The organism is Vibrio sp. Vf1514 (assembly GCF_052076135.1).
Classification (GTDB): domain Bacteria; phylum Pseudomonadota; class Gammaproteobacteria; order Enterobacterales; family Vibrionaceae; genus Vibrio; species Vibrio furnissii.
The window spans coordinates 1,668,314-1,688,828 of record NZ_CP197267.1 but is presented as its reverse complement, the minus strand read 5'-3'; the positions used below and the strand labels follow the sequence as shown (position 1 = coordinate 1,688,828).

Below are 20,515 nucleotides of genomic sequence, written 5' to 3'. Positions count from 1 at the left end.
TTGATGAAGAAAGCCGCCCAATCGGGCGGCTTTTGCGTTTTATCGTTTATGTTGGCGTGTGGGGTGAATTATTCAAATGTATAAATTCCCGTCCACAGATCGCCGCCACTGGTTTCATCGGTGCCATCCAACTCGGTTGAGCGCGAGAGCACTTTCATTGAGAACTGAACGCCGTCGGAATCGACGATACGGATATTATCAATGTAAGTTTGCCCATTGACGTTCAACGTGATAATCAACTCGCCCAACTCATCGTCAACGCTCCAGCTAAAGTTGAAGGATTCAGTGCCTTCACTGTAGGTGCCTGTTGCGCCATCCGCGTTGAAGGTATAGGACTCAACTTCGCCGTCATAAGTGGTGTTCATGCTGCGTGGCAACTGTTCCATGAAGTCGCTGCTGAATGCGGCACCAGAGCCTGTTGTTGCCAAGCAATCGTCCACGTACTGGGTGTATTCTGCATAGGTCGAGGTGGTGATTGGATCATCATTCTCATCGTAGTCAGAGTTACCCGTTGTGCACTCTTCAATGTCGGGATAGCCATCAATACTGGTGTATTGGGTGAGCCAGATTTCGCTGTCGTCCGGAGCAAACACGGCAAATTGGAGTTCATCGTTTTCTGGTTCATCCAGCAGTGCCAGGTATTGATCGATACCAGTGTCGGAATACCGAATTTCGATGAATCCCTCGTCATTGATCGACCAGGTTCGCGAACGTGCGACGCCATTTTTGTAGTACGTTGCGGTGCCATCTGAAGCGAAGGTATAGAGTCGCGTTTCGCCATTGGACTTCACGCGATACAACTCAGCACCACCAAGGTCGGCTGTCGAAATACTTGGCAGCCCTTCGTGACACTGTTCATAGGCACTCAAGGTCGCAACAAAGTCGCTGTAGGTTTTCTCCAAACCCTCTTCAATCACGCAGCTTCCCACATCCACCAAGCTCACCGTGTCCGCCCAAATTTCAGTGATGGGTGTGGTGTCTTCGAGATAAGTCTCAAGGAATTTCAGTGACCAGTTGGTGTCGTTGTAATCGACCAGCGCCCAATACCAGCTCTCCTCGGTATTGCCTTCATACGTGATCTTGACGTAGTTGTTTTCGATGGTCCACAAGGCGGTGTACGACTCAACACTGTCTTTGTAAACCGTCAGCGAACCATCGGCATTGAAGGTGTAATCACGCGTACTCCCGTCACCACGGATGCGATGGAAGTTCTGGCCGCTGACCATCTCACTGGTGATCGGGCTCGCCCCCAAACAGCTTTCGATCGCGGCTTCAAATTCGGTCATTCCCACAGTGGTGGTACCGTCCGAATCGCCTTCGTTGCATTGTGTGAGTGGAATGTCGGCGGCGTTAATCAATGCTTCTTTCGCTGCTGCGCTGATCAGCACGATGTCTTCTTTCTCAAGCAAAACATCCGCTGTTTCGTGATTCCCGATGTAAACGGCGCCATCATACACGCTGACCAACATGTCCGCCGTTGGTTCATCGAAATCATCGCCAAACGCGGTGAGCGCAGCGCTCGGAACGCTAAACAGCAACAAGGATTCGGTGTTGACCGTTTCCAAAGACCAGGTGCCGGTCGCAACGAGTGTGGCAAAGCCTGAATCCCAATCGATGGTGTAGTATTGCGCGGTTTTGCTGCTGTTATCATCGACGAATTTCACCGCAATGTCCTCGCCGATACTCATGCCTTGGAACTCTCCGGTGGATACCGAGCTGGCCCCCAGCGTGTCAAATATCAACTCGCTCAGTGCTGTGATGTCATTGCGACTATCACTATTGAGGTTGTCATGCAAATACGGGGTCCAATCCCACAAGTAGTAAGTATCTTGTGTTGGCGTTAACCCCAGTTTGATCAGATAAGAATCGGCCGGGAAGGTGGCGCTCTCATCGGTATACTCATCCCAATCAAAGTCACTCTCTGCAATCACCTCATCGACCAGTGACGTAATACTGCCGCTGAGCGAATAACTCATGTCAGGAAAATCGGTGGGATAAGCGACTAACAGATTGTTGGAAAAGTCGATGGTGTATTCACCACTTTGCGTCGCCCAGCCTGACGATGTCAGCAACCAATCAGAGTTGCCAATATCGACGTCGACTTCGGTTTTGTTGGCTTTCACAACCGTCTGTGTGGTCATGGTCGCCATGGTGCCGTTGACATCGAGTTGCTCACTATAAACGCGCATCACGTCGTTGTCGTCTTCGTCTGCATACACGGCGTAGAGCGTGGTTTGCTCAGCCATGTAGGCAATGATCTGGCCAATATCACTGGCGCCAACGTCAGGATCCAAGGCGTCGCCGTCGATCACGTCAGGCACGCCATCACCGTCGTCATCGGTATCGGCTTCGTTACCAATGCCATCACCATCGGTATCGGTGGTTTCGCTGCTATCTAGTGGGAAGTCGTCTTCCGTATCGAGCACGCCATCGCCATCATCGTCGGTGTCAGCGTTGTTTCCGGTGCCATCGTCGTCGGTGTCTAACCACTCAAGTGGGTTCGTTTGGAAATCATCGTCTTCGTTGAGGTAGCCGTCGCCATCAATATCGGAGTCTGCGTTGTCACCAATACCATCACCATCAGTGTCTGTGGTTTCGTCCCCGTTGCGTGGGAAAGCATCGTCTGCATCGAGTACGCCATCGTCGTCATCATCGGTATCGGCATTGTCGCCCGTACCATCCTGATCGGTGTCGCGCCATTCCAGTGGATCGTCATCGAAATCGTCGTCGGCGTTTGGAAATCCATCACCGTCGGAGTCTTCGTCGAGATTACCGGCACTGTTGAGGTAAATGTTCTCCAACTCTTCTTCACTGCTTGACTCGACGGTGGTCTTAATCGTGGCTGATTTTTCTGCCGCGTTGTCGAGGACTTCATTGGTGCCATCGGTGTCATTGGCGGCATCATTGAGTTCGCTGGGTGATTCTGGAATGGATTGCGATGACACCAAGTTACGCGCAGCGAAAGCCGCCGTTTTACTGCCGCTGTCGGTTCCATAATCAGACAGGACGTCGGCTTCGTTAATGCCAAGTTGATTGGCGATTTTGGTGGTTGCGGCGGCAATGTCGGCCGAGCCGCCGGATTTCACTTCAAGATGCACCAAGGTCGACAAGGGGGTGACTTGAGCGACACCGGCGGGGGCCGACATGGTAAAGCCAGTGATAATGGCGTTGCCCGTGTCTTCATCAATGGTTTCGTTGGCGATCGCTTGCACGACGACCGGATAAATCGAGGGATCTTCAATGCCGTCAACATCGAGTGTTGCAACCCCGCCAGCTTGGGAGGTTGCACTTGGCTCACCTTCATCCAGTTGGAAGTTTTCATTTAGGTCAAGCCAGACCAGAGCGCCGTTTAAGTAACCATCGATCGCTTTGACACTGTAACTGGTGGTGGATTCCTCTGAATCATCACTTCCACAACCGTACAGTGTGAGGCTACTGAACAGCCCCAATGCGATTACTGACGTTTTCATTCGCATAGACAATTCCTTAGTTCTGATGTGAATCGTTATTTTTGATATTTATTGGGTGAATATCAAATCGAAAAATAATTTATGAACTGTATTTGTCAAATGACGAATCGTTGACGAATCAATGACGATGGTCGTTGAGTGTAAATAAAATGAACAGGATATATTCAGGTTATATGTCAATAAGGGGGAGGGGGAAAACGATAGGTGGATGTAATCACGCCATAAAACAAGTGGCTACAGCGAAGAGGCGTAAAATACAGAGATAATAATAATAATTGGGAACACTGTGACGGATCTCTCTTAAACATGTGTTGAGTACCAAGCTTTTGAAATGATCATCATGATCGGACAAAAGCGTTGGTACTCATACGTTAGGTGAGTTTTTATCAATCAATAACTCAACGAAAGAATGAATTATTCCTGAATAATATCCTCACCCCCCAAGCTCTGATAGACCGTTGCCATATTCACCAATTGGTTGTAACGGTTTTCCAATAACGAGGCTTTAGCGCTGCGTTCATTTTCCTGTGCATCGAGCAAGGTGGTGATCTCAATCGCGCCGTATTCATACTGACTTTGATAAATGCGGGCGGCCTCTGCTGCGGCGTCGTACTGTTTTTGCAGTTTCTCGGCCTGAAACGCGTAGTTTTCTTTGGCGGACAGCGCATTGTCGACATCTTGGAAAGCGGCATACAGTGTTTTGCGATAAGTGATGATGGCTGATTCATATTTCACTTGTGCAATGTCGCGATTGAGCTGCATTTCATTCCAATTCAGAAACGGCATGGTCAGGTCAGCGCCCAGTGAGCCAATGGGATCGCTCAGCAACTTACGCAGTTCGGTCGACGAACCGCCCAACGCGCCCGTCAACGTGAGCGATGGGAAGTAGTTGGTGTCGCTGTAATCTTTGGCGGCAAGTGTTGATTTCAGTTCGAACAAGGCTTGTTTGACATCGGGACGACGGCTCAAGACATCGGCAGGCACACCTGCTTCCACCGCAGGAACGGCGTAATCGGGTAGGGCAGGAATGCGTGATGCCAAGTCTTGCGGCGGCTGATCAAACAAAATCGCAAACGCGTTCACTGCTTCCGTGCGTTGTTGCAGGTAGTCGCGATGTGTTGCTTCAAGCCCGGCCAGTGTGCGCTGCGCTTCAAGCACGTTCAGGCGCGTCACCGACCCGTGACGATACTGACTTTCGGTCAGTGCGAGCGTCTCTTGGGCATCGTTGATGTCATTGTTGCTCAGTTCGACCCGTTGATTGAGGTAACCAATCTGCCAATACAGCTGCGCAGTGGTTGCGACCAAGCTTTGTGCTGTGGCTTCACGTTCTTGTTGTGTTGCTAGCGCTGTCCACATCGCCTCGTCTTTGGCGGCTGACAATTTGCCCCATAGATCCAACTCATAACTGACACTCAGACTGGCTTGATAACTCTTCGAACTGTCGCCACCATCGAGTGGCTTGGAGCGATCTGCCGACACGGTGCCGGAGACATCCGGATACGTATCGCTGGTGGCTAAACCGGCTTCTAAGCGTGCTTGGCGCAGTGTGAGGGTGGCCAGCGCTAAATCACTGTTGGATGCGAGCACTTGGTCGATCCAACCATCGAGTTGTGGATCGCCAAAGCTGGTCCACCAATGGCTTATGGCTTGTTCTTGAGGCTGTGACTGGCCGTTTTGCCATTGCGCTGGCACATCCAGCTGTTGCTCGGGTAGTTCGGAGCGTGCCACGCAGCCTGTTGCCAACAAGACGCACAAAGCGATGGTCGAATATTGATAGCGTTTCATGAAGGGTTACTCCCGTGCCAAGGCGTCAATTGGGTTCAGTTGCGCTGCATTTTTCGCAGGCAAATAACCAAACAAAACGCCGATCAGGGTGGAACACAAGAACGCAGACACAATGGATGTGGTTGAATAAATCATAGAAAAACTACTACCAAAGGTGGCAAACAGCGCACCAATTAAATAGGCGACCCCGATACCGATCGTCCCGCCACACAAACAAACCAAAACCGCTTCAATCAGGAACTGGCGCAATATGTCGCTTTGTCTAGCGCCCACCGCCATACGCACCCCAATTTCACGCGTCCGTTCTGTGACCGACACCAGCATGATGTTCATCACTCCAATGCCGCCAACAATCAGGGAGATGACCGCAATGGCAGAGATCAGCAGCGTCATGGTCGCGGTGGTTTTCTGAATGTTTTGCTGAATGGTATCGGTGTTGATGGTAAAGAAATCCTGCGTGCCGTGGCGCATTTTCAGCAAGGAGATGATCGCCTGTTCAGCGGCATCGCTCGGCGTATGGTCATTCACGCGAACCGAAATACGGTTCAAATAGTTCTGACCCATCATGCGCGCACTGACGGTGGTGTAGGGCACCCAGATGTTGAGCGAGTCGCTATTGCCGAACGCACTTTCTTTGGCCTTCGTGACACCAATAATGCGCACCGGCAGATTGCCTGCGAAAATCACTTCGCCAATCGGGTCTTGATTCGGGAACAAGGATTTCAGAGTGTTGTTGTCAATCACGGCTTCTTGCGCCATGGCTTGCACGCTCGATTGATCCCAGTATTGACCATCGCTTAGCTCATAGCCGCGCACGCGGAAAAAGTCTGGGCCAACCCCTTGCACGGTGGCGGTGACGGCTTGGTTACCGTATTTGATCGTCACGGACGTACTCAGCGTGGGCGTCACGCTGTCGACAAACGAGAGATTGGATAGCGCATTCGCATCCGCCGCCGTTAAGGTGCGGACTCGCCCTGAGCGCCGGTCACCAAATCCGGTCCCGGGCATGATGTCGATGGTGTTGGTCCCCATGGAGGAGATACTGTCGAGAATGGATTTCTGTGAGCCGTTCCCAAGCGCCACCACCGACACCACGGAGGCGATACCGATGATGATGCCCAACATGGTTAAGAAGGTGCGTAATCTGTGGTTCGACATGGCGAGCAGCGCCATTTTGAGCGCTTCCCAAAAATCATCCAGCAGTTTACGGCTGCGAGAAAACGCCGTGTTGGCTTTGGGGTCTTTGACGGCGTCGAAGTTTGTCGCAGCTTGAGCTGGTTTGTTTACGGTGTCGCTGAGGATCTCACCATCTTTAATTTCGATGATGCGGTCGGCGTACTCGGCCACCTTCATATCGTGCGTCACGATGATGATGGTGTGACCCATTTGATGCAGCTCTTGCAGGAGCTGCATCATTTCTGAGCCGCTTTTACTGTCGAGCGCGCCGGTGGGTTCATCAGCCAAAATGACATCGCCACCGTTGACCAATGCCCGTGCAACGGACACCCGTTGCTGTTGGCCGCCACTGAGTTGGTTCGGTTTGTGATCTAAGCGATCAGACAATCCCAAACGGCCGAGTAGGGACGTGGCGCGTTCTTGGCGCGATGTTTTGTCGTAACCAGCGTAAATGGCAGGAATTTCTACGTTGCCAAGAGCCGTCAAATCGCTGAGCAGGTGATAGCGCTGAAAGATAAAGCCGAAGTATTCACGGCGTAGGCGTGCCAGTTCGTCGGAATCGAGCGTCGATGTATCTTGACCGTTGATCCAGTACTCGCCCGTACTGGGCTGATCAAGGCAACCCAAAATATTCATGAGAGTCGATTTACCGGAGCCGGATGCGCCGACGATCGCGACCATCTCACCGCGCTCAATCGTCAAGTTGACGTCTTTGAGTACGGTCAGCGTCTCGTCGCCTGCCGCAAAGTGGCGGTGAACGTGATTAATTTGAAGTAACGCTTGTGTCATCAGAAACGCATCCCCGGTGGGCCCATGCGACGATTTGATGAGGTGGCATTTTGACCCGGCATGCCCAAAATGATTTGATCGCCTTCATTCAAGCCAGACGTGATTTCGGCGTTGACCTTGTTATTAATGCCAACGGTCACATCACGTATCTCTTCCTTGCCATTGACTAGCACGGGTACTTGATAGCTCTGTTCACGCCCCGGTTGACGAATCAAGACTTGCGCAGGGACCAAGAGCGCGTCATCGGCTTTATCTAAAATCACGGAGACTTGCGCCGTCATGCCAATACGCAGCACGCGATCTGGGTTATCCACTTCAAACAGGCCGTGGTAGTAAATTGCTTCTGAATCACTCACGGATAGATCTTTATCATCCCCATCCATCAGGGTTGGCCCCGGTTCAATGGCGCGTAATGTGCCGTGATAACGCTTATTCGGTTTCCCCAAAATGGTGAAATAGACGGGCAGACCCGGCTTCACATTGACCACGTCGGCTTCTGAAATTTGCGCCTTGATGGTCATCTTGTCGAGCTGAGCCAGTTCGATGATGGTGGGGGTGGTTTGATTGGCGTTCACGGTTTGGCCTTCTTCGACGGCGCTGTAAACCACGGTGCCATTAAACGGCGCTTGAATGGTGGTGTAACCCAAATCCACTTTGGCGCTGTCCACGGTAATTTTGGCTTGCTCCAAATTGGCTTTTAGTTGTTCCAGCTCTGCTTTGTAAACTTCAAGCGATGCTTCCGCGGATTCATAGTCGGCTTTGGAGCTGGCTTTGTCTGCCAACATGCCTTTTTGACGATTGTATTCGGCTTGCGCTTGGCGAATTTGTGCCTGTTTGGCGCGAATTTGTGCGTTGATGCTATTGAGCGACGCATTGGCTTCTTTGAGCGAGTTTTGTTGGGTCAGGCTGTCAATTTGAGCCACCAAATCGCCTTGTTTGACTTCATCGCCCAGCGAAACGGCCAGTTTCTCAATTTGACCGGAGACCTGCGCACCCACAGCAACTAATTTGGACGCTTGCAGCATCCCGGTGGCCAGCACAGTATTTTCAATCTTGCCACGATAGACCGTTTCGGTTGCAAAACTCGGTGGCGTTTCTTTTGGATAGAAATAGTAGCCAGCTCCGGCTGCGAAAAGGCCAACTAACGCGATGGCAATGACTTTTTTCTTCATAAGACGTTTTGACATGAGACTAAAAACAAACCCATTTTGGCATGGTGATAATGATGACTATTTATAAGCGGATCACGATTTGAAACAAGTCGTTAGTGAGTAAAACTAAGTAAAGATTCGTCAAGCAGGCACAAAAAAGCCCGATGACAGGGCATCGGGCTTAATTTTGTTCCGGTGGGTGATTAGCAAATCACTTTCACCGCTAGGCCGCCTGTGGACGTTTCGCGGTACTTCGCGTTCATGTCTTTACCGGTTTCCAGCATGGTCTCAATCACTTTATCCAGAGAGACGCGCGGCGCAGAAGAGCGACGCAGTGCCATACGGGTCGAGTTGATTGCTTTCACTGCTGCAATACCGTTACGTTCGATACATGGCACTTGCACTTGACCGGCAACCGGGTCACACGTCAGGCCAAGGTTGTGTTCCATCGCGATTTCAGCCGCCATACACACTTGCTCAGGGCTACCACCCAGTAGTTCAGCCAGACCCGCAGCCGCCATTGAACAGGCAACGCCCACTTCACCCTGACAGCCCACTTCTGCGCCAGAGATGGATGCGTTTTGCTTGTACAGACCACCGATTGCGCCAGAAGCCGCAAAGTAACGGATGTAATCTTTTTCGGTTACGGTTTGGATGAACTTGTCGTAGTACGCCAAAACCGCAGGAATGATGCCACAAGCGCCGTTCGTTGGTGCTGTCACCACGCGGCCACCGGCAGCGTTTTCTTCGTTCACGGCAAAAGCGTACATGTTCACCCAGTCAACCACAGCCATTGGGTCGTTGGTGATTTTTTCAGACGTCAGCAGTTGTTGACGCAGTGCTGCCGCACGGCGAGGCACGCGCAGTGGCCCAGGCAGAATGCCTTCAGTGCTCATGCCGCGTTCCATACACTCACGCATGGTGCGCCAGATGTTGGCAAAATAAGTGCGTACTTCTTCATCCGAATGTAGCGCTTTTTCGTTTGCCATGACCAGTGTACTCATCGACAGGCCACTTTCTTTACACTGATGAACCAGTTCTTCAGCAGAACTGAATGGGTAAGGCACTTGAACCGGAGATTCAATCGCTTTACCAAAGTTCTCTTCGTCAACAATGAAACCACCACCGATCGAGTAGTAAGTTTTCGAGTAAGCAACTTCATCGTCAATCCACGCGTGGATCTGCATGCCGTTTTCGTGCAGTGACAGATTCGATTTGTGGAAATTCATGCCGCCTTCGCGAGGGAAGGAGACCGTATGACAGTGCATGCCAACAGGAAGGCGTTCAGTTTCTTCAACGCGAGCCATGAAGCCCGGAATTGCGTCGATATCCACTTTCTCTGGCGAGTTGCCTGCCAGGCCCATGATGATTGCGATATCAGTGTGGTGACCTTTCCCTGTCAGTGATAATGATCCATAAACGTCCACGGTGATTTTAGTGATGTCGCGCAATTTTCCCATTGCACGCAGGTCATCAATAAACTGCTTACCCGCTTTCATCGGTCCGACTGTATGTGAGCTCGAAGGACCGACACCGATTTTATAGATATCAAATACACTAATCATATTGATTACCTCAAAAGTAAGCCCCCCTTAGAAAAGGGAGGCTCTTTATTATCGTTATATTCTGTGCTTTAAACTCATGCGTGAGGCCGAGATTAAAGAGCGCCGTAGATTACAGAAGTAATGGCAGCAAGACCACAAATAACTGTGAAAATTTGCACTGGTGTTGAAGTCTTGTACTTCGCCATCGCAGGCACTTTTTGCATTGCGAATACAGGCAGTAGGAACAAGATTGCAGCAATCATTGGTGCGCCCATGGTTTCAATCATGCCAAGGATACTTGGGTTAACAATCGCGACGATCCAAGTGGTGACGACGATGAATGCCAGAGAGATTTTCTCGATTTTGCTAATTGGCATTGCACTGCGAGATTTCACCAGACCAACCAGACCTTCGTGTGCACCCAAGAAGTGACCAAAGTAGCTTGATGTGATTGCCGCAAATGCCACGATTGGACCTAAGTAAGAGATCAGTGGTGATGCGTGGATGTTGGCCAAGTAAGACAGAACGCTGATGTTTTGCGCTTGTGCCATCGCTAGCTCTTCTGGTGACAGAGACAGAACCACAGAGAAAACGAAGAACATCACAAAACCCATCAGCATCATCGCTGCGCCACCAGTGATCATGTCCGTTTTAACAACGGCATTTTCACCATGTTGCATGCGCTGTTCTTTGGTGAACTGGCTGATGATTGGGCTGTGGTTGAATGAGAACACGATGATTGGAATCGCAAGCCAAATGACTGCTGGCATAGCAGACCAATCAGGTGCCACTTGCATCATGGATGTGTTCCATTCTGGGATCAGGAAGACAGACAGCGCCAACAGGATGAATACCAGTGGGTAAACCATTGCAGAGGTTGCTTTCAGCATCAATTCCTTACCAAACACAACGCCCGCTGTCATGGCTGAAATCAGCGCAGCAGACAGTAGCCAGCGTGGAATAGATTCCATGCCGATTTGGTTAACCAAGAACGAATCCACCGTATTCGTGATACCAACACCGTAGATCAGCACGATAGGGTAAATCGCAAAAAAGTAAGCAAAGGTAATAAGGTTAGCGCCAGTTTTACCAAAGTGCTCTTCTACTGTGTCGGTGATGTCCGATTCAGGGTTTTTCGCAGACAAAACAAAACGGGCCAAGCTTTTGTGAGCGAACCACGTCATTGGAGCAGCGATAAGGGCTAAAATAACTAATGGCCAAAAACCGCCCGCACCTGCTTTGATAGGTAGGAACAGCACGCCTGCACCAACGGCGGTGCCGAATAGCGACAGAGACCATACGAAATCTTTATAGGTCCATTTACCAGCAGATTGTGTGGTAGACGAAACCGTAGTTGTTGTATTCATGTTGTTTTACTCATTTTGGGAACAGGAAATAAGTCGAGCGCAATTTTGCAGAATTTTCTCCTACGAAAAATAGATCTAAATCATGAATTATCTGCGCTTATTGAATGATATGTCAAAAACACATCGTGGATCACGAAAAAACTGTGCTACATGTAAAAAATGTTAACGGAATGGATTAGATAAAGTTGTCCGAGTATGTCGAAGGATGAGAAAAACTCAGAGCAAACGATTGCGCAAGGGGTGCAAAATGTAGGCAACCTGTTAGCAAAAGGCTAATACCACTAGGTTGTTTGGGGTTACTGACCACCATTTATATGTTTTTGTAGGGATTGGATGATTTGTGCTGTCATACCCCATATAAAATGATGTTTATATGGGATGGCGAACACCCTGTGCGGGGTGTTTTTTATTTGAAAGGTGTTACTGAACAGTTGTCGACGATCCAGTAGGAAGTCGGCCGGTACCTCGAATACTTCTTCCACTTCGTTCTTATCGATGCGGCTTCTATAATCTGGCGAAATGAATGCTAACACCGGCGTTACAGCGAATTTACTGACGGTGACCAGTTCAGGCAATTGCCCCAGAATCTGGATCTGATCTTCCGAAATGCCAATTTCTTCGCGCGCTTCGCGCATGGCGGTTTGATACAGCGTGCCGTCGCCTTCTTCATATTTCCCGCCGGGAAAACTGATTTGACCGGGGTGATGTTTCAAATGCGCGGCGCGTTTGGTCAGCACGACGTTTAACCCGGTCGGACGTTCCACAAAACCAATCAGAACGGATGCTTTTCTTAAGGAACGTGAGGCGAGGTGAGCGACGCGATGGAGCGATTCTGCGTGATAACCTACAGGCGTTTTCAACTGGAAACCCTGAATTAATTCGGCTTTGCTAAGACGACGCAAAATGATTCTCTCCCTCGGTGATTTGAAAATCTAAACTTTATGAATCATGCTTTTATGAGCCTAGTTTAAGGATAGCTCAATAATATGAAAGGAATTATTTTTACTGAGTTTCTCGAGCTGGTTGAAGATAAATTTGGCTTAGCGGTATTAGACCAAGTTCTTGAACAAGCAAAAGATTCGGGTGTGTATACGTCGGTAGGCAGTTACGATCATCAAGCGTTAGTGAAACTCATTGTTGAGCTCAGTCAGGTGACGGGGATCGATGCCAATGAGCTGCAACGCGTGTTCGGCGCCAGTGTTTTTCAGTCGCTGTATCGCACGGTACCCGCGTCGGCCAATCTGTCCCAGGTCAACGGATGCTTTGCGTTCATTCGCCACGTGGAGGACTACATACACGTGGAAGTGAAAAAGCTCTACCCCGATGCCAAACCACCTAAGTTTGAATTTATCGATGAATCATCCACCGCAGTGACGTTCGATTACCAGAGCGCACGGTGTATGTCCCATGTTTGCCTTGGGCTTTTGCAAGGCTGCGCGGATTACTTCGGTGAAAAAATCGATGTGGTGATGGAACCCCAAACCGACGACAACCGCTGTGTCAGGTTTACGGTCACGCAAATGGAATAGGTGAACGCATGAGTCCTGAGTCTCCGATGGAAAGGAAACTCAAACGGGAAATTGCTGCGCGAAAAGAAGCTGAGAAGTTGCTCGAACAGAAGAGTTATGAACTCTACCACGCCAACCAACAGTTGAACCTGGCTCTGAAGCAGTTGCAGAAACAGACATCGCAGGATTTGCATAAGTTTGAGTTTGAAGAGCACATCGACTCCACGCTGATTTATTTTGGGCGGGCGTTCTTGTCACGAACGTTAGACAGCGCGCTGTTGACGACGTTGCTTGATCGCTTGACGCAAAGCCCAGTGATTGAGCATGTGTTCCTGCAGTTGTCTCCCGATCAAGTCGATGGCTTAGTGGGCAATCAATTGGGCGTCTCGGAACTTGCGACCATTCAACCTTATGTGGAAGTGCCGCACTGGCAGCACGATCATTTGTGCCTGCCATTGATGGTCGAACGCCTTGCTGCGGGACATTTGGTGTTTGCCACTCATCCCGACAACATCGAGCGAGATTTCATTGTGAAGCAGTTGTCGCTGGTGGGTGAGTTGCTATGCAGTGCATTGAGCCGCCAGTTGATCATGAAACGCCAAGATGAGTCGCGTAAACGGGCGGAGGAGTCTGAAAAGGCAACCAAAGAGTTTGTCGCGATGATCAACCACGAGCTACGCACGCCACTGAACGGATTGCTTGGCAGCGCCGAGCTGCTATCGGATACGCCGCTCGATCCAGAGCAACTCAGCTATTTGACCAACCTTCAGCATTCGGGCGACATGCTGCGCGTCATCATCAACGATTTGCTGGATTTCAGCAAAATGAACGCTGGCATGATGCAACTCATCCTAACTCAGTTTCGCTGGCAAGATTTGGAACATACCCTCAACGGCATCTTTTCCCCCAAAGCGCGTGAGAAAAAGATCGAGTTTGTGGTCAACACGCGTGGTGAGTTTCCAACCTATTGGATTGGCGATGTTGAACGGATTAATCAGATTTTGGTCAATCTGGTCGGTAATGCGATCAAGTTTACCCATCGAGGCGCGGTGACAGTGGCAGCGCGCTGGGTGGATGAGCGACTGCTGCTGCGCATCAGCGATACCGGCATTGGCATTCCGCTGGCGGCTCATGACACCTTGTTTGACCCGTTTACCCAAGTTGATCGTTCATCAAGCCGTCAATACGAAGGTACGGGATTGGGGCTGGCCATTTGCAAAAATCTGGTAGAGCTGATGAACGGGAGCATCGATTTTTCCAGCGTCGAAGGGGAAGGTACCGAGTTTTTTGTCTCCATTCCACTGCAAGTCGGCACGCAAGATGCTCGCGTGCCGGTATACGAAGGCCGCCCATCGCGCTCGCAAAAGCCGCCGCTACCTGAGCGCGCCATTTTGGTGGTCGATGATATCCGCATGAATCAGTTGGTGATTAATCAGATGCTCAAAAAGGTGAATCTAACACCGGACAACTGCGAAAATGGCATTGAGGCAATCAAAGCGGTGGAAAGCAAGCCGTACGATCTGATTTTTATGGATTGTCGTATGCCCGGGATGGATGGTTTTGATGCCACTGAAAGGTTGAGGGAAAGCGGCTTTGCGATGCCCATCATCGCGTTAACGGCGGCCACCACACTAGAAGAGCGCGCCCGTTGTATGGCGTGTGGCATGAATGACATCCTGACCAAGCCGTATACCGCGACCGAGCTGGATGCCATTCTCGATAAATGGTTAAGTTAATCGGCCAATACCGGAAGGATGCGGCTGAGTTTATCCAGCGTTTCCTGATATTCAGCTTCCCATTGGCTGTCGGCGACGAGGCCACCGCCAGCCCATGCATATAACTGTTGTTGTTGCGCGACCAGCGTACGAATGGTGATGCTGGTGTCCATGCGGCCATGACGGCTGATGTAACCAATCGAACCGCAATAGGCGCTGCGGCGATGCGGTTCTAATTCCTCAATGATGGCCATGGCTCGCACTTTAGGGGCGCCGGTGATGGAGCCACCCGGAAAGCCTGCGCGTAGCAGGTCGGCGTAATTGTATTGTGCGTCCAGCTCGGCACGAATGGTGCTCACCAAATGATGCACCGCCGGGAAGGTTTCGATGTCGAACAGTTTTGGCACATGCACAGACCCCGGTTTGGCCACGCGGCCAATGTCATTGCGTAGCAAATCGACAATCATCAGGTTTTCGGCCTGATCTTTTTCTGCCGCTGCCAGCGCTTTCGCATACTCAGCGTCGATGATGGGGTCATCGCTGCGTGGACGAGTGCCTTTGATTGGCTTGGTTTCGATTGCGCGCTCGTGCGCCTGAAGAAAGCGCTCTGGCGACACGCTTAAAATCGCGCCTTGTTCGATACGAATGAAGGCCGAAAATGGCGCCAAGTTAAACTGTTCAAGCTTCAAATAGGCGTGCCATTCGCTGCCTTGGTAATGGGCTTGAAAACGCTGCGCTAGGTTGATTTGGTAACAGTCACCCGAGCGCAGATACTCTTGCACCTGAATGAATTTTTCTCGATAGCTATTCGGCGTCATGTTAGAGCGCCACGGTGACGTCAATGCAAAGGGATTGGCTTGGGTTGGCGTGGGGGCTTCAAGCAGCGCATCCGCGCTCGCAATGTTTTGACCAATCACCCGTGCGGTTTGGGTGTGGTGGTCGACGACCACCGCCCATTCATACAAACCGATGGCCATATCCGGCACGGTCAGATCGTGCTCTGCCAAGGTGGGAATGCGCTCAACACGACGGCCTAAATCATAAGCAAAGTAACCTAATGCGCCGCCAATAAATGGCAGATCGTCGTCGTAGGGGAGTGCTGGCAAGTAATGCTGTTGCAGCGTTGCGATGAGGTCGAACGGATCGTCTTGTGACAATGTCACGCCACTAGGTTCACGCACTTCGGTCTCTTCGCCAAATGTGGTCAGAGTGACGAGCGGGCGCGCGACCAAAATGTCGAAGCGACTGTCGATATGCGTCTCGGATGCAGAACGGAGTAACATCGCCCAAGGCTCATGTTCGACCTTAGAAAACAGCTGATTGGCAAGATCCGGTTGATAAGTGAGCGGCTTGGCTTGAATCGGGGATTTTTCGTTGTTATTCATTTGTGTAAATTGTGACAAAGAGACAGTTCACTGCGTAGCGTGTTGAGGAAAGCAAGAGTATCATAAAACTCCAACGAAAAGCTGCTACTTGATAGACGTGCTCATGTTCGGTCGAATTTCGCCTTCTGGCTCCGCGGACATGCCGCGCAATTCTCTCAAGCCTCAGCCCATGGAAGCATAATGATAACGAGGCATGCAATGACGGTAATACGCAAGCAGGATGTGATCAGCAGTGTCGCTGATGCACTTCAGTACATTTCTTACTACCACCCTCTGGACTTTGTCCAAGCCCTTGAAAAAGCCTACCACCGTGAAGAAAGTCAGGCCGCGAAAGATGCGATTGCCCAAATTCTGATTAACTCTCGTATGTCTGCAGAAGGCCATCGTCCTATCTGTCAGGATACCGGTATCGTGACCTGTTTCGTCAACATCGGTATGGGTGTTCAGTGGGACTCGACCGACATGACGGTTCAGCAGATGGTGGATGAAGGGGTTCGTCAGGCTTACACCAATCCAGATAACCCGTTGCGTGCATCGGTACTGATGGATCCTGCTGGCAAACGCATCAACACCAAAGACAACACACCAGCCGTGGTACACATCAACATGGTACCGGGCAACACCGTGGAAATTCAGATCGCAGCGAAAGGCGGCGGTAGTGAAAACAAAACCAAGATGGTGATGTTGAACCCGTCTGATGACATTGCTGAATGGGTGGAGAAAACGCTGCCAGCCATGGGCGCAGGTTGGTGTCCGCCGGGCATGTTGGGTATTGGTATCGGCGGTACGGCTGAGAAAGCGGCGGTACTGGCAAAAGAATCATTGATGGAACACATCGATATTCAAGAACTGATTGAACGCGGTCCACAAAACGCAGAAGAAGAGCTGCGTCTGGATATCTTCAACCGTGTGAACAAGCTGGGTATCGGCGCGCAAGGTCTGGGCGGCTTAACGACAGTCGTTGATGTGAAGATCAAAACCGCACCAACGCACGCGGCATCGAAGCCGGTGTGCTTGATTCCGAACTGTGCGGCAACGCGTCACGTACACTTCACGCTCGACGGCACGGGTCCTGCGGATCTGCAGCCACCCAAACTGGAAGAGTGGCCACAAATTACGTGGGAAGCGGGCGCAAACACACGCCGCGTCAACCTGGATACGGTAACGGCTGAAGAAGCGCAACAATGGAAGACCGGCGAAACGTTGCTGCTGTCTGGTAAATTGCTGACGGGTCGCGATGCGGCGCACAAACGCATTCAAACCATGCTCGATAACGGTGAAGGCTTGCCAGAAGGCGTCGACTTCAAAGGTAAATTTATTTACTACGTGGGCCCCGTTGACGCGGTGGGTGACGAAGCGGTGGGTCCTGCTGGCCCAACGACCTCGACTCGTATGGATAAATTCACTGACATGATGCTCGATAAAACCGGCATCATGGGCATGATTGGTAAAGCAGAGCGTGGCCCAGCAACGGTTGAATCCATCAAAAACCACAAAGCGGTTTACCTGATGGCCGTGGGCGGCGCAGCGTATCTCGTGTCGAAAGCCATCAAGAAAGCGCGCGTGGTTGCGTTTGAAGATCTGGGGATGGAAGCGATTTACGAATTTGAAGTTGAAGACATGCCTGTGACGGTCGCGGTCGACTCGCAAGGGGTCAACGCACACCAAGTGGGCCCAGATACGTGGAAAGTCAAAATTGCTGAAGCAGCAAAATAAGCGTTGCAGCTCGGGTCTGTGATCCGAGTAATGCAACTCTTAGCAAATAAATGACAAAGGTGCAGCGTCCGCAGCACCTTTTTTCTATATACTCTTTCTCTATCATACTTAAGTCACTTATTAAAAACGTCAGGAGAGCAACATGCCTCGCTTTATTCGAATCCTGCAAATCGCGATTGCGGTTGTGGTGGGAGCTTTTCTTGGTTACGACCTGATTTTGCACGGGATCAGCATCTTTGATAATAACTACGTCACGATCACCTGTGTTCTGTTTGTCTTGCTGCAAATTTCGTTGTTTGTGATCTACAAGCTGATTGAAGAAGATTAGTCCGAATCAATCGCAACAAACGAATACTAAGCCTCTGATTTTATTCAGGGGCTTTTTTATTCATCTCGTATTAAGATTACAGCAGCTACCATGCTCGATATCAGTGATTGAATTCCAGTGGAGACCTTGAATGAAGCGAATTGGCCAAGAAGTATCGGACCTGATCCATCGCGGTTTAGATTCTCACGTACGTTTGGCGGTGACGGGGCTATCTCGCGCCGGGAAAACGGCGTTTATCAGTTCTCTGGTTAATCAGCTTTTGCACACCTCAACGCACGACAGTTTGCCGCTTTTGGCTGCCGCGCGTGACAAGCGCATCATTGGCGCCAAGCGAGTGCCGCAGACCAACTTAATGGTGCCGCGCTTTGGGTACGACGAAGCGATGGAACAGTTACACAGCCTGCCGCCGCAATGGCCGGTGCCGACCCGCGACGTCAGCGAAATCCGTTTGGCGATCAAGTATCAAAGTAAGCGCCGCACGCGCAAACTCATCAGCGCCACGTCGACGCTTTATCTCGACATCATCGACTATCCGGGCGAATGGCTGTTGGACTTGCCGCTACTGGAACTCGATTTCGCGACGTGGTCTGCGCAGCAGTTTAATGCGCTGCATGGCACGCGTGCTGAATTGGCGAAACCTTGGCTGGCGGCGCTGGAGACGCTCGATTTAGATCTGGAAGCGAACGAAAAGACGCTGGCGCAGATTGCTGAGCTGTACACCGATTACCTGCATCAGTGCAAAGATCAAGGGTTGCATTGGGTGCAACCTGGGCGTTTCGTGTTGCCCGGTGAGCTGGAAGGCGCGCCAGTGTTACAGTTCTTTCCGTGTCGCGACATCAGCAGTGACCGCAAAACAGTGAAGCACTCGATGCTTGCGCTGCTCAAACAGCGTTATGAAGAGTACCAAAACAAAGTGGTGAAGGCGTTTTACAAACATCATTTCGCCACCTTTGATCGCCAGATTGTGTTGGTGGATTGCTTGTCGCCGCTCAATGAAGGCCATGAATCATTTATGGACATGCGCAGCGCCATTGAGCAGATCATGCAGAGTTTTCGCTACGGCCGCAGCGGCATGTTGAGCCGCATGTTTGCACCCAAAATCGATAAAGTCTTGTTTGCCGCGACCAAAGCTGACCACGTGACACCGGATCAGCACCCGAATATGGTGTCGTTGCTGCAACAGATGATTCATCCGGCGTGGCAACATGCCGCATATGAAAACATCGAGATGACCTGCATCAGCATGGCGTCGGTGCGCGCAACGCAATCGGGGTACATCGAGACGCCTCACGGAAAAGTCTCGGCGATTCAAGGGGTCACGTTGGGAGGGGACGCGCTCACCATTTATCCGGGCGATGTCCCGAAAAAGCTGCCAAATCCGAACTATTGGCAACAGAGCCAGTTTGATTTCACGGCGTTTCGCCCAATGGACAACAGCAGCGACGAGCCTTGCAAACACATTCGTCTGGATAAAGCGTTAGACATTTTGATTGGAGACAAACTGAAATGAGCGAATTAAAAACGAAGCAAGTGTTCAGTCAGCCGCTGCAAGCAGATGAACCTCACGTCGAATTGAATGCGCAGCAACAGTTTGCTGCCACCGAGCGGTTTGTACCCACGGTGACGGAAGAGAGCGAAACCGCCGTGGAATCGCAGCTAGAACAAGTGATTCGCCCCAAACGGGGGCGCAAGTGGTTTGCCGTGACGCTGCTCAGTACATTTTCCGGTTTAGTGGCGTGGCAGGCCATCGATAATGTGGTGACGTCGATTCAAAGTGCCGATTGGCTCAGCTTGGGCTGGGCGGGCTTCATCTCCGTGTTGGCGGGGCTTGGCGTGAGCGCAATGGGGAAAGAGTTGTGGAAACTGCGCAAACTACGCCACCATTTCTCGGTGCAAGAACAGGCCGAGGCGTTGATCACCACCGATGCGGTGGGACATGGTCAGGCGTTCTGTGAACAGATTGCCAAAGCGAGCGGCATTCAAACCAAAAGCCCGGCTTATCAACGTTGGCAGAGCAGCCTCGACAGCAGCCACAGCGATGCTGAAGTGCTGGAGATGTACGACGCGATGGTATTAAGCGAACAAGACAAACAGGCGACCCAACTGGTGTCGCAACATGCCACCGAAGCCGCAGCGTTGGTGGCCATCAGCCCGTTGGCGATCGCCGACATGTTGCTGGTGGCGTGGCGCAATTTCAAAATGATTGATCAGCTCGCCGATTTGTATGGCGTCGAGCTGGGGTATTGGTCGCGTTTGAAATTGTTTAAAGCGGTGCTGGTGAACATGGCGGCGGCGGGTGCGAGTGAGCTGGCAATTGATGCCAGCATGGATCTGCTGTCGATGGATTTAGCTGGTAAAATTTCTGCGCGCGCAGGGCAGGGATTGGGCGTGGGTATTTTGACTGCGCGGCTGGGCTTGAAAGCGATGTCGTTACTGCGACCACTGCCGTGGCACAAAGAGCGCGCGGTTAAATTGAGCGCCATTCGCAAACAAATCGTGGCAAAAGTCACGGCGCTTACCGTCAAATAAGCGAAAGTGCGACCTGAAACAAGAGATTGCTTGACGCCCTAAAGGCCTTGAT

The 20,515-nt window shown here is 51.1% G+C and carries 14 protein-coding genes; 6 read left to right on the top strand and 8 right to left on the bottom strand.

The window, feature by feature from the left end; all coding sequences use genetic code 11:
• Positions 1-68 precede the first annotated feature (68 nt).
• From ACS18Q_RS07835 to ACS18Q_RS07805, 7 genes are all read right to left on the bottom strand, one after another.
• Positions 69-3,470, bottom strand: coding sequence for a thrombospondin type 3 repeat-containing protein (locus ACS18Q_RS07835; protein WP_441256884.1), 3,402 nt, complete (start codon positions 3,468-3,470; stop codon positions 69-71).
• A gap of 414 nt (positions 3,471-3,884) precedes the next feature.
• On the bottom strand, positions 3,885-5,255 hold the full coding sequence (locus tag ACS18Q_RS07830) for an efflux transporter outer membrane subunit (protein WP_055466887.1): 1,371 nt from the start codon (positions 5,253-5,255) through the stop codon (positions 3,885-3,887).
• A 6-nt stretch (positions 5,256-5,261) separates the two neighbouring features.
• Positions 5,262-7,220, bottom strand: a complete 1,959-nt coding sequence (locus tag ACS18Q_RS07825) for a MacB family efflux pump subunit (RefSeq protein WP_441256883.1) — start codon at positions 7,218-7,220, stop codon at positions 5,262-5,264.
• Positions 7,220-8,407, bottom strand: a complete 1,188-nt coding sequence (locus ACS18Q_RS07820) for an efflux RND transporter periplasmic adaptor subunit (RefSeq protein ID WP_014205010.1) — start codon at positions 8,405-8,407, stop codon at positions 7,220-7,222. The genes ACS18Q_RS07825 and ACS18Q_RS07820 overlap by 1 nt, the downstream gene beginning before the upstream one ends.
• Positions 8,408-8,574: 167 nt before the next feature.
• Positions 8,575-9,936, bottom strand: coding sequence for an L-serine ammonia-lyase (locus tag ACS18Q_RS07815; protein ID WP_038151083.1), 1,362 nt, complete (start codon positions 9,934-9,936; stop codon positions 8,575-8,577).
• Between the two features lie 92 nt (positions 9,937-10,028).
• Positions 10,029-11,282, bottom strand: a complete 1,254-nt coding sequence (locus ACS18Q_RS07810; protein ID WP_014205011.1) for an aromatic amino acid transport family protein — start codon at positions 11,280-11,282, stop codon at positions 10,029-10,031.
• 296 nt (positions 11,283-11,578) lie between these two features.
• On the bottom strand, positions 11,579-12,184 hold the full coding sequence (locus ACS18Q_RS07805) for a CoA pyrophosphatase (protein WP_206980262.1): 606 nt from the start codon (positions 12,182-12,184) through the stop codon (positions 11,579-11,581).
• A gap of 84 nt (positions 12,185-12,268) precedes the next feature.
• Between ACS18Q_RS07805 and ACS18Q_RS07800 the strand changes: the two genes are divergently transcribed.
• Both ACS18Q_RS07800 and ACS18Q_RS07795 read left to right on the top strand, forming a co-directional pair.
• On the top strand, positions 12,269-12,811 hold the full coding sequence (locus tag ACS18Q_RS07800) for a heme NO-binding domain-containing protein (protein ID WP_014205013.1): 543 nt from the start codon (positions 12,269-12,271) through the stop codon (positions 12,809-12,811).
• A gap of 8 nt (positions 12,812-12,819) precedes the next feature.
• Positions 12,820-14,526, top strand: a complete 1,707-nt coding sequence (locus tag ACS18Q_RS07795; RefSeq protein WP_238770345.1) for an ATP-binding protein — start codon at positions 12,820-12,822, stop codon at positions 14,524-14,526.
• On the opposite strand, the gene pabB is transcribed toward ACS18Q_RS07795, so the two are convergent.
• Entirely contained in the window at positions 14,523-15,890 is a 1,368-nt protein-coding gene (pabB, locus tag ACS18Q_RS07790) for an aminodeoxychorismate synthase component 1 (protein WP_441256882.1), read from the bottom strand. The two genes, ACS18Q_RS07795 and pabB, sit on opposite strands and share 4 nt — an antisense overlap.
• Positions 15,891-16,088: 198 nt before the next feature.
• Here pabB and ACS18Q_RS07785 point away from each other — a divergent pair, with 198 nt between their 5' ends.
• The 4 genes from ACS18Q_RS07785 to ACS18Q_RS07770 all read left to right on the top strand — a co-directional run bounded on the left by ACS18Q_RS07785 (position 16,089) and on the right by ACS18Q_RS07770 (position 20,463).
• Positions 16,089-17,606, top strand: a complete 1,518-nt coding sequence (locus tag ACS18Q_RS07785) for a fumarate hydratase (RefSeq protein ID WP_004725734.1) — start codon at positions 16,089-16,091, stop codon at positions 17,604-17,606.
• A gap of 142 nt (positions 17,607-17,748) precedes the next feature.
• The gene (locus tag ACS18Q_RS07780; RefSeq protein ID WP_004725736.1) at positions 17,749-17,934 is read left to right on the top strand and encodes a hypothetical protein; all 186 of its coding nucleotides are present in this window, start codon (positions 17,749-17,751) and stop codon (positions 17,932-17,934) included.
• A 130-nt stretch (positions 17,935-18,064) separates the two neighbouring features.
• Positions 18,065-19,444, top strand: coding sequence for a YcjX family protein (locus tag ACS18Q_RS07775; protein WP_441256881.1), 1,380 nt, complete (start codon positions 18,065-18,067; stop codon positions 19,442-19,444).
• Positions 19,441-20,463, top strand: a complete 1,023-nt coding sequence (locus ACS18Q_RS07770) for a YcjF family protein (RefSeq protein ID WP_004725741.1) — start codon at positions 19,441-19,443, stop codon at positions 20,461-20,463. Before ACS18Q_RS07775 ends, ACS18Q_RS07770 begins: the two co-directional genes overlap by 4 nt.
• The last annotated feature ends 52 nt before the right edge of the window (positions 20,464-20,515 follow it).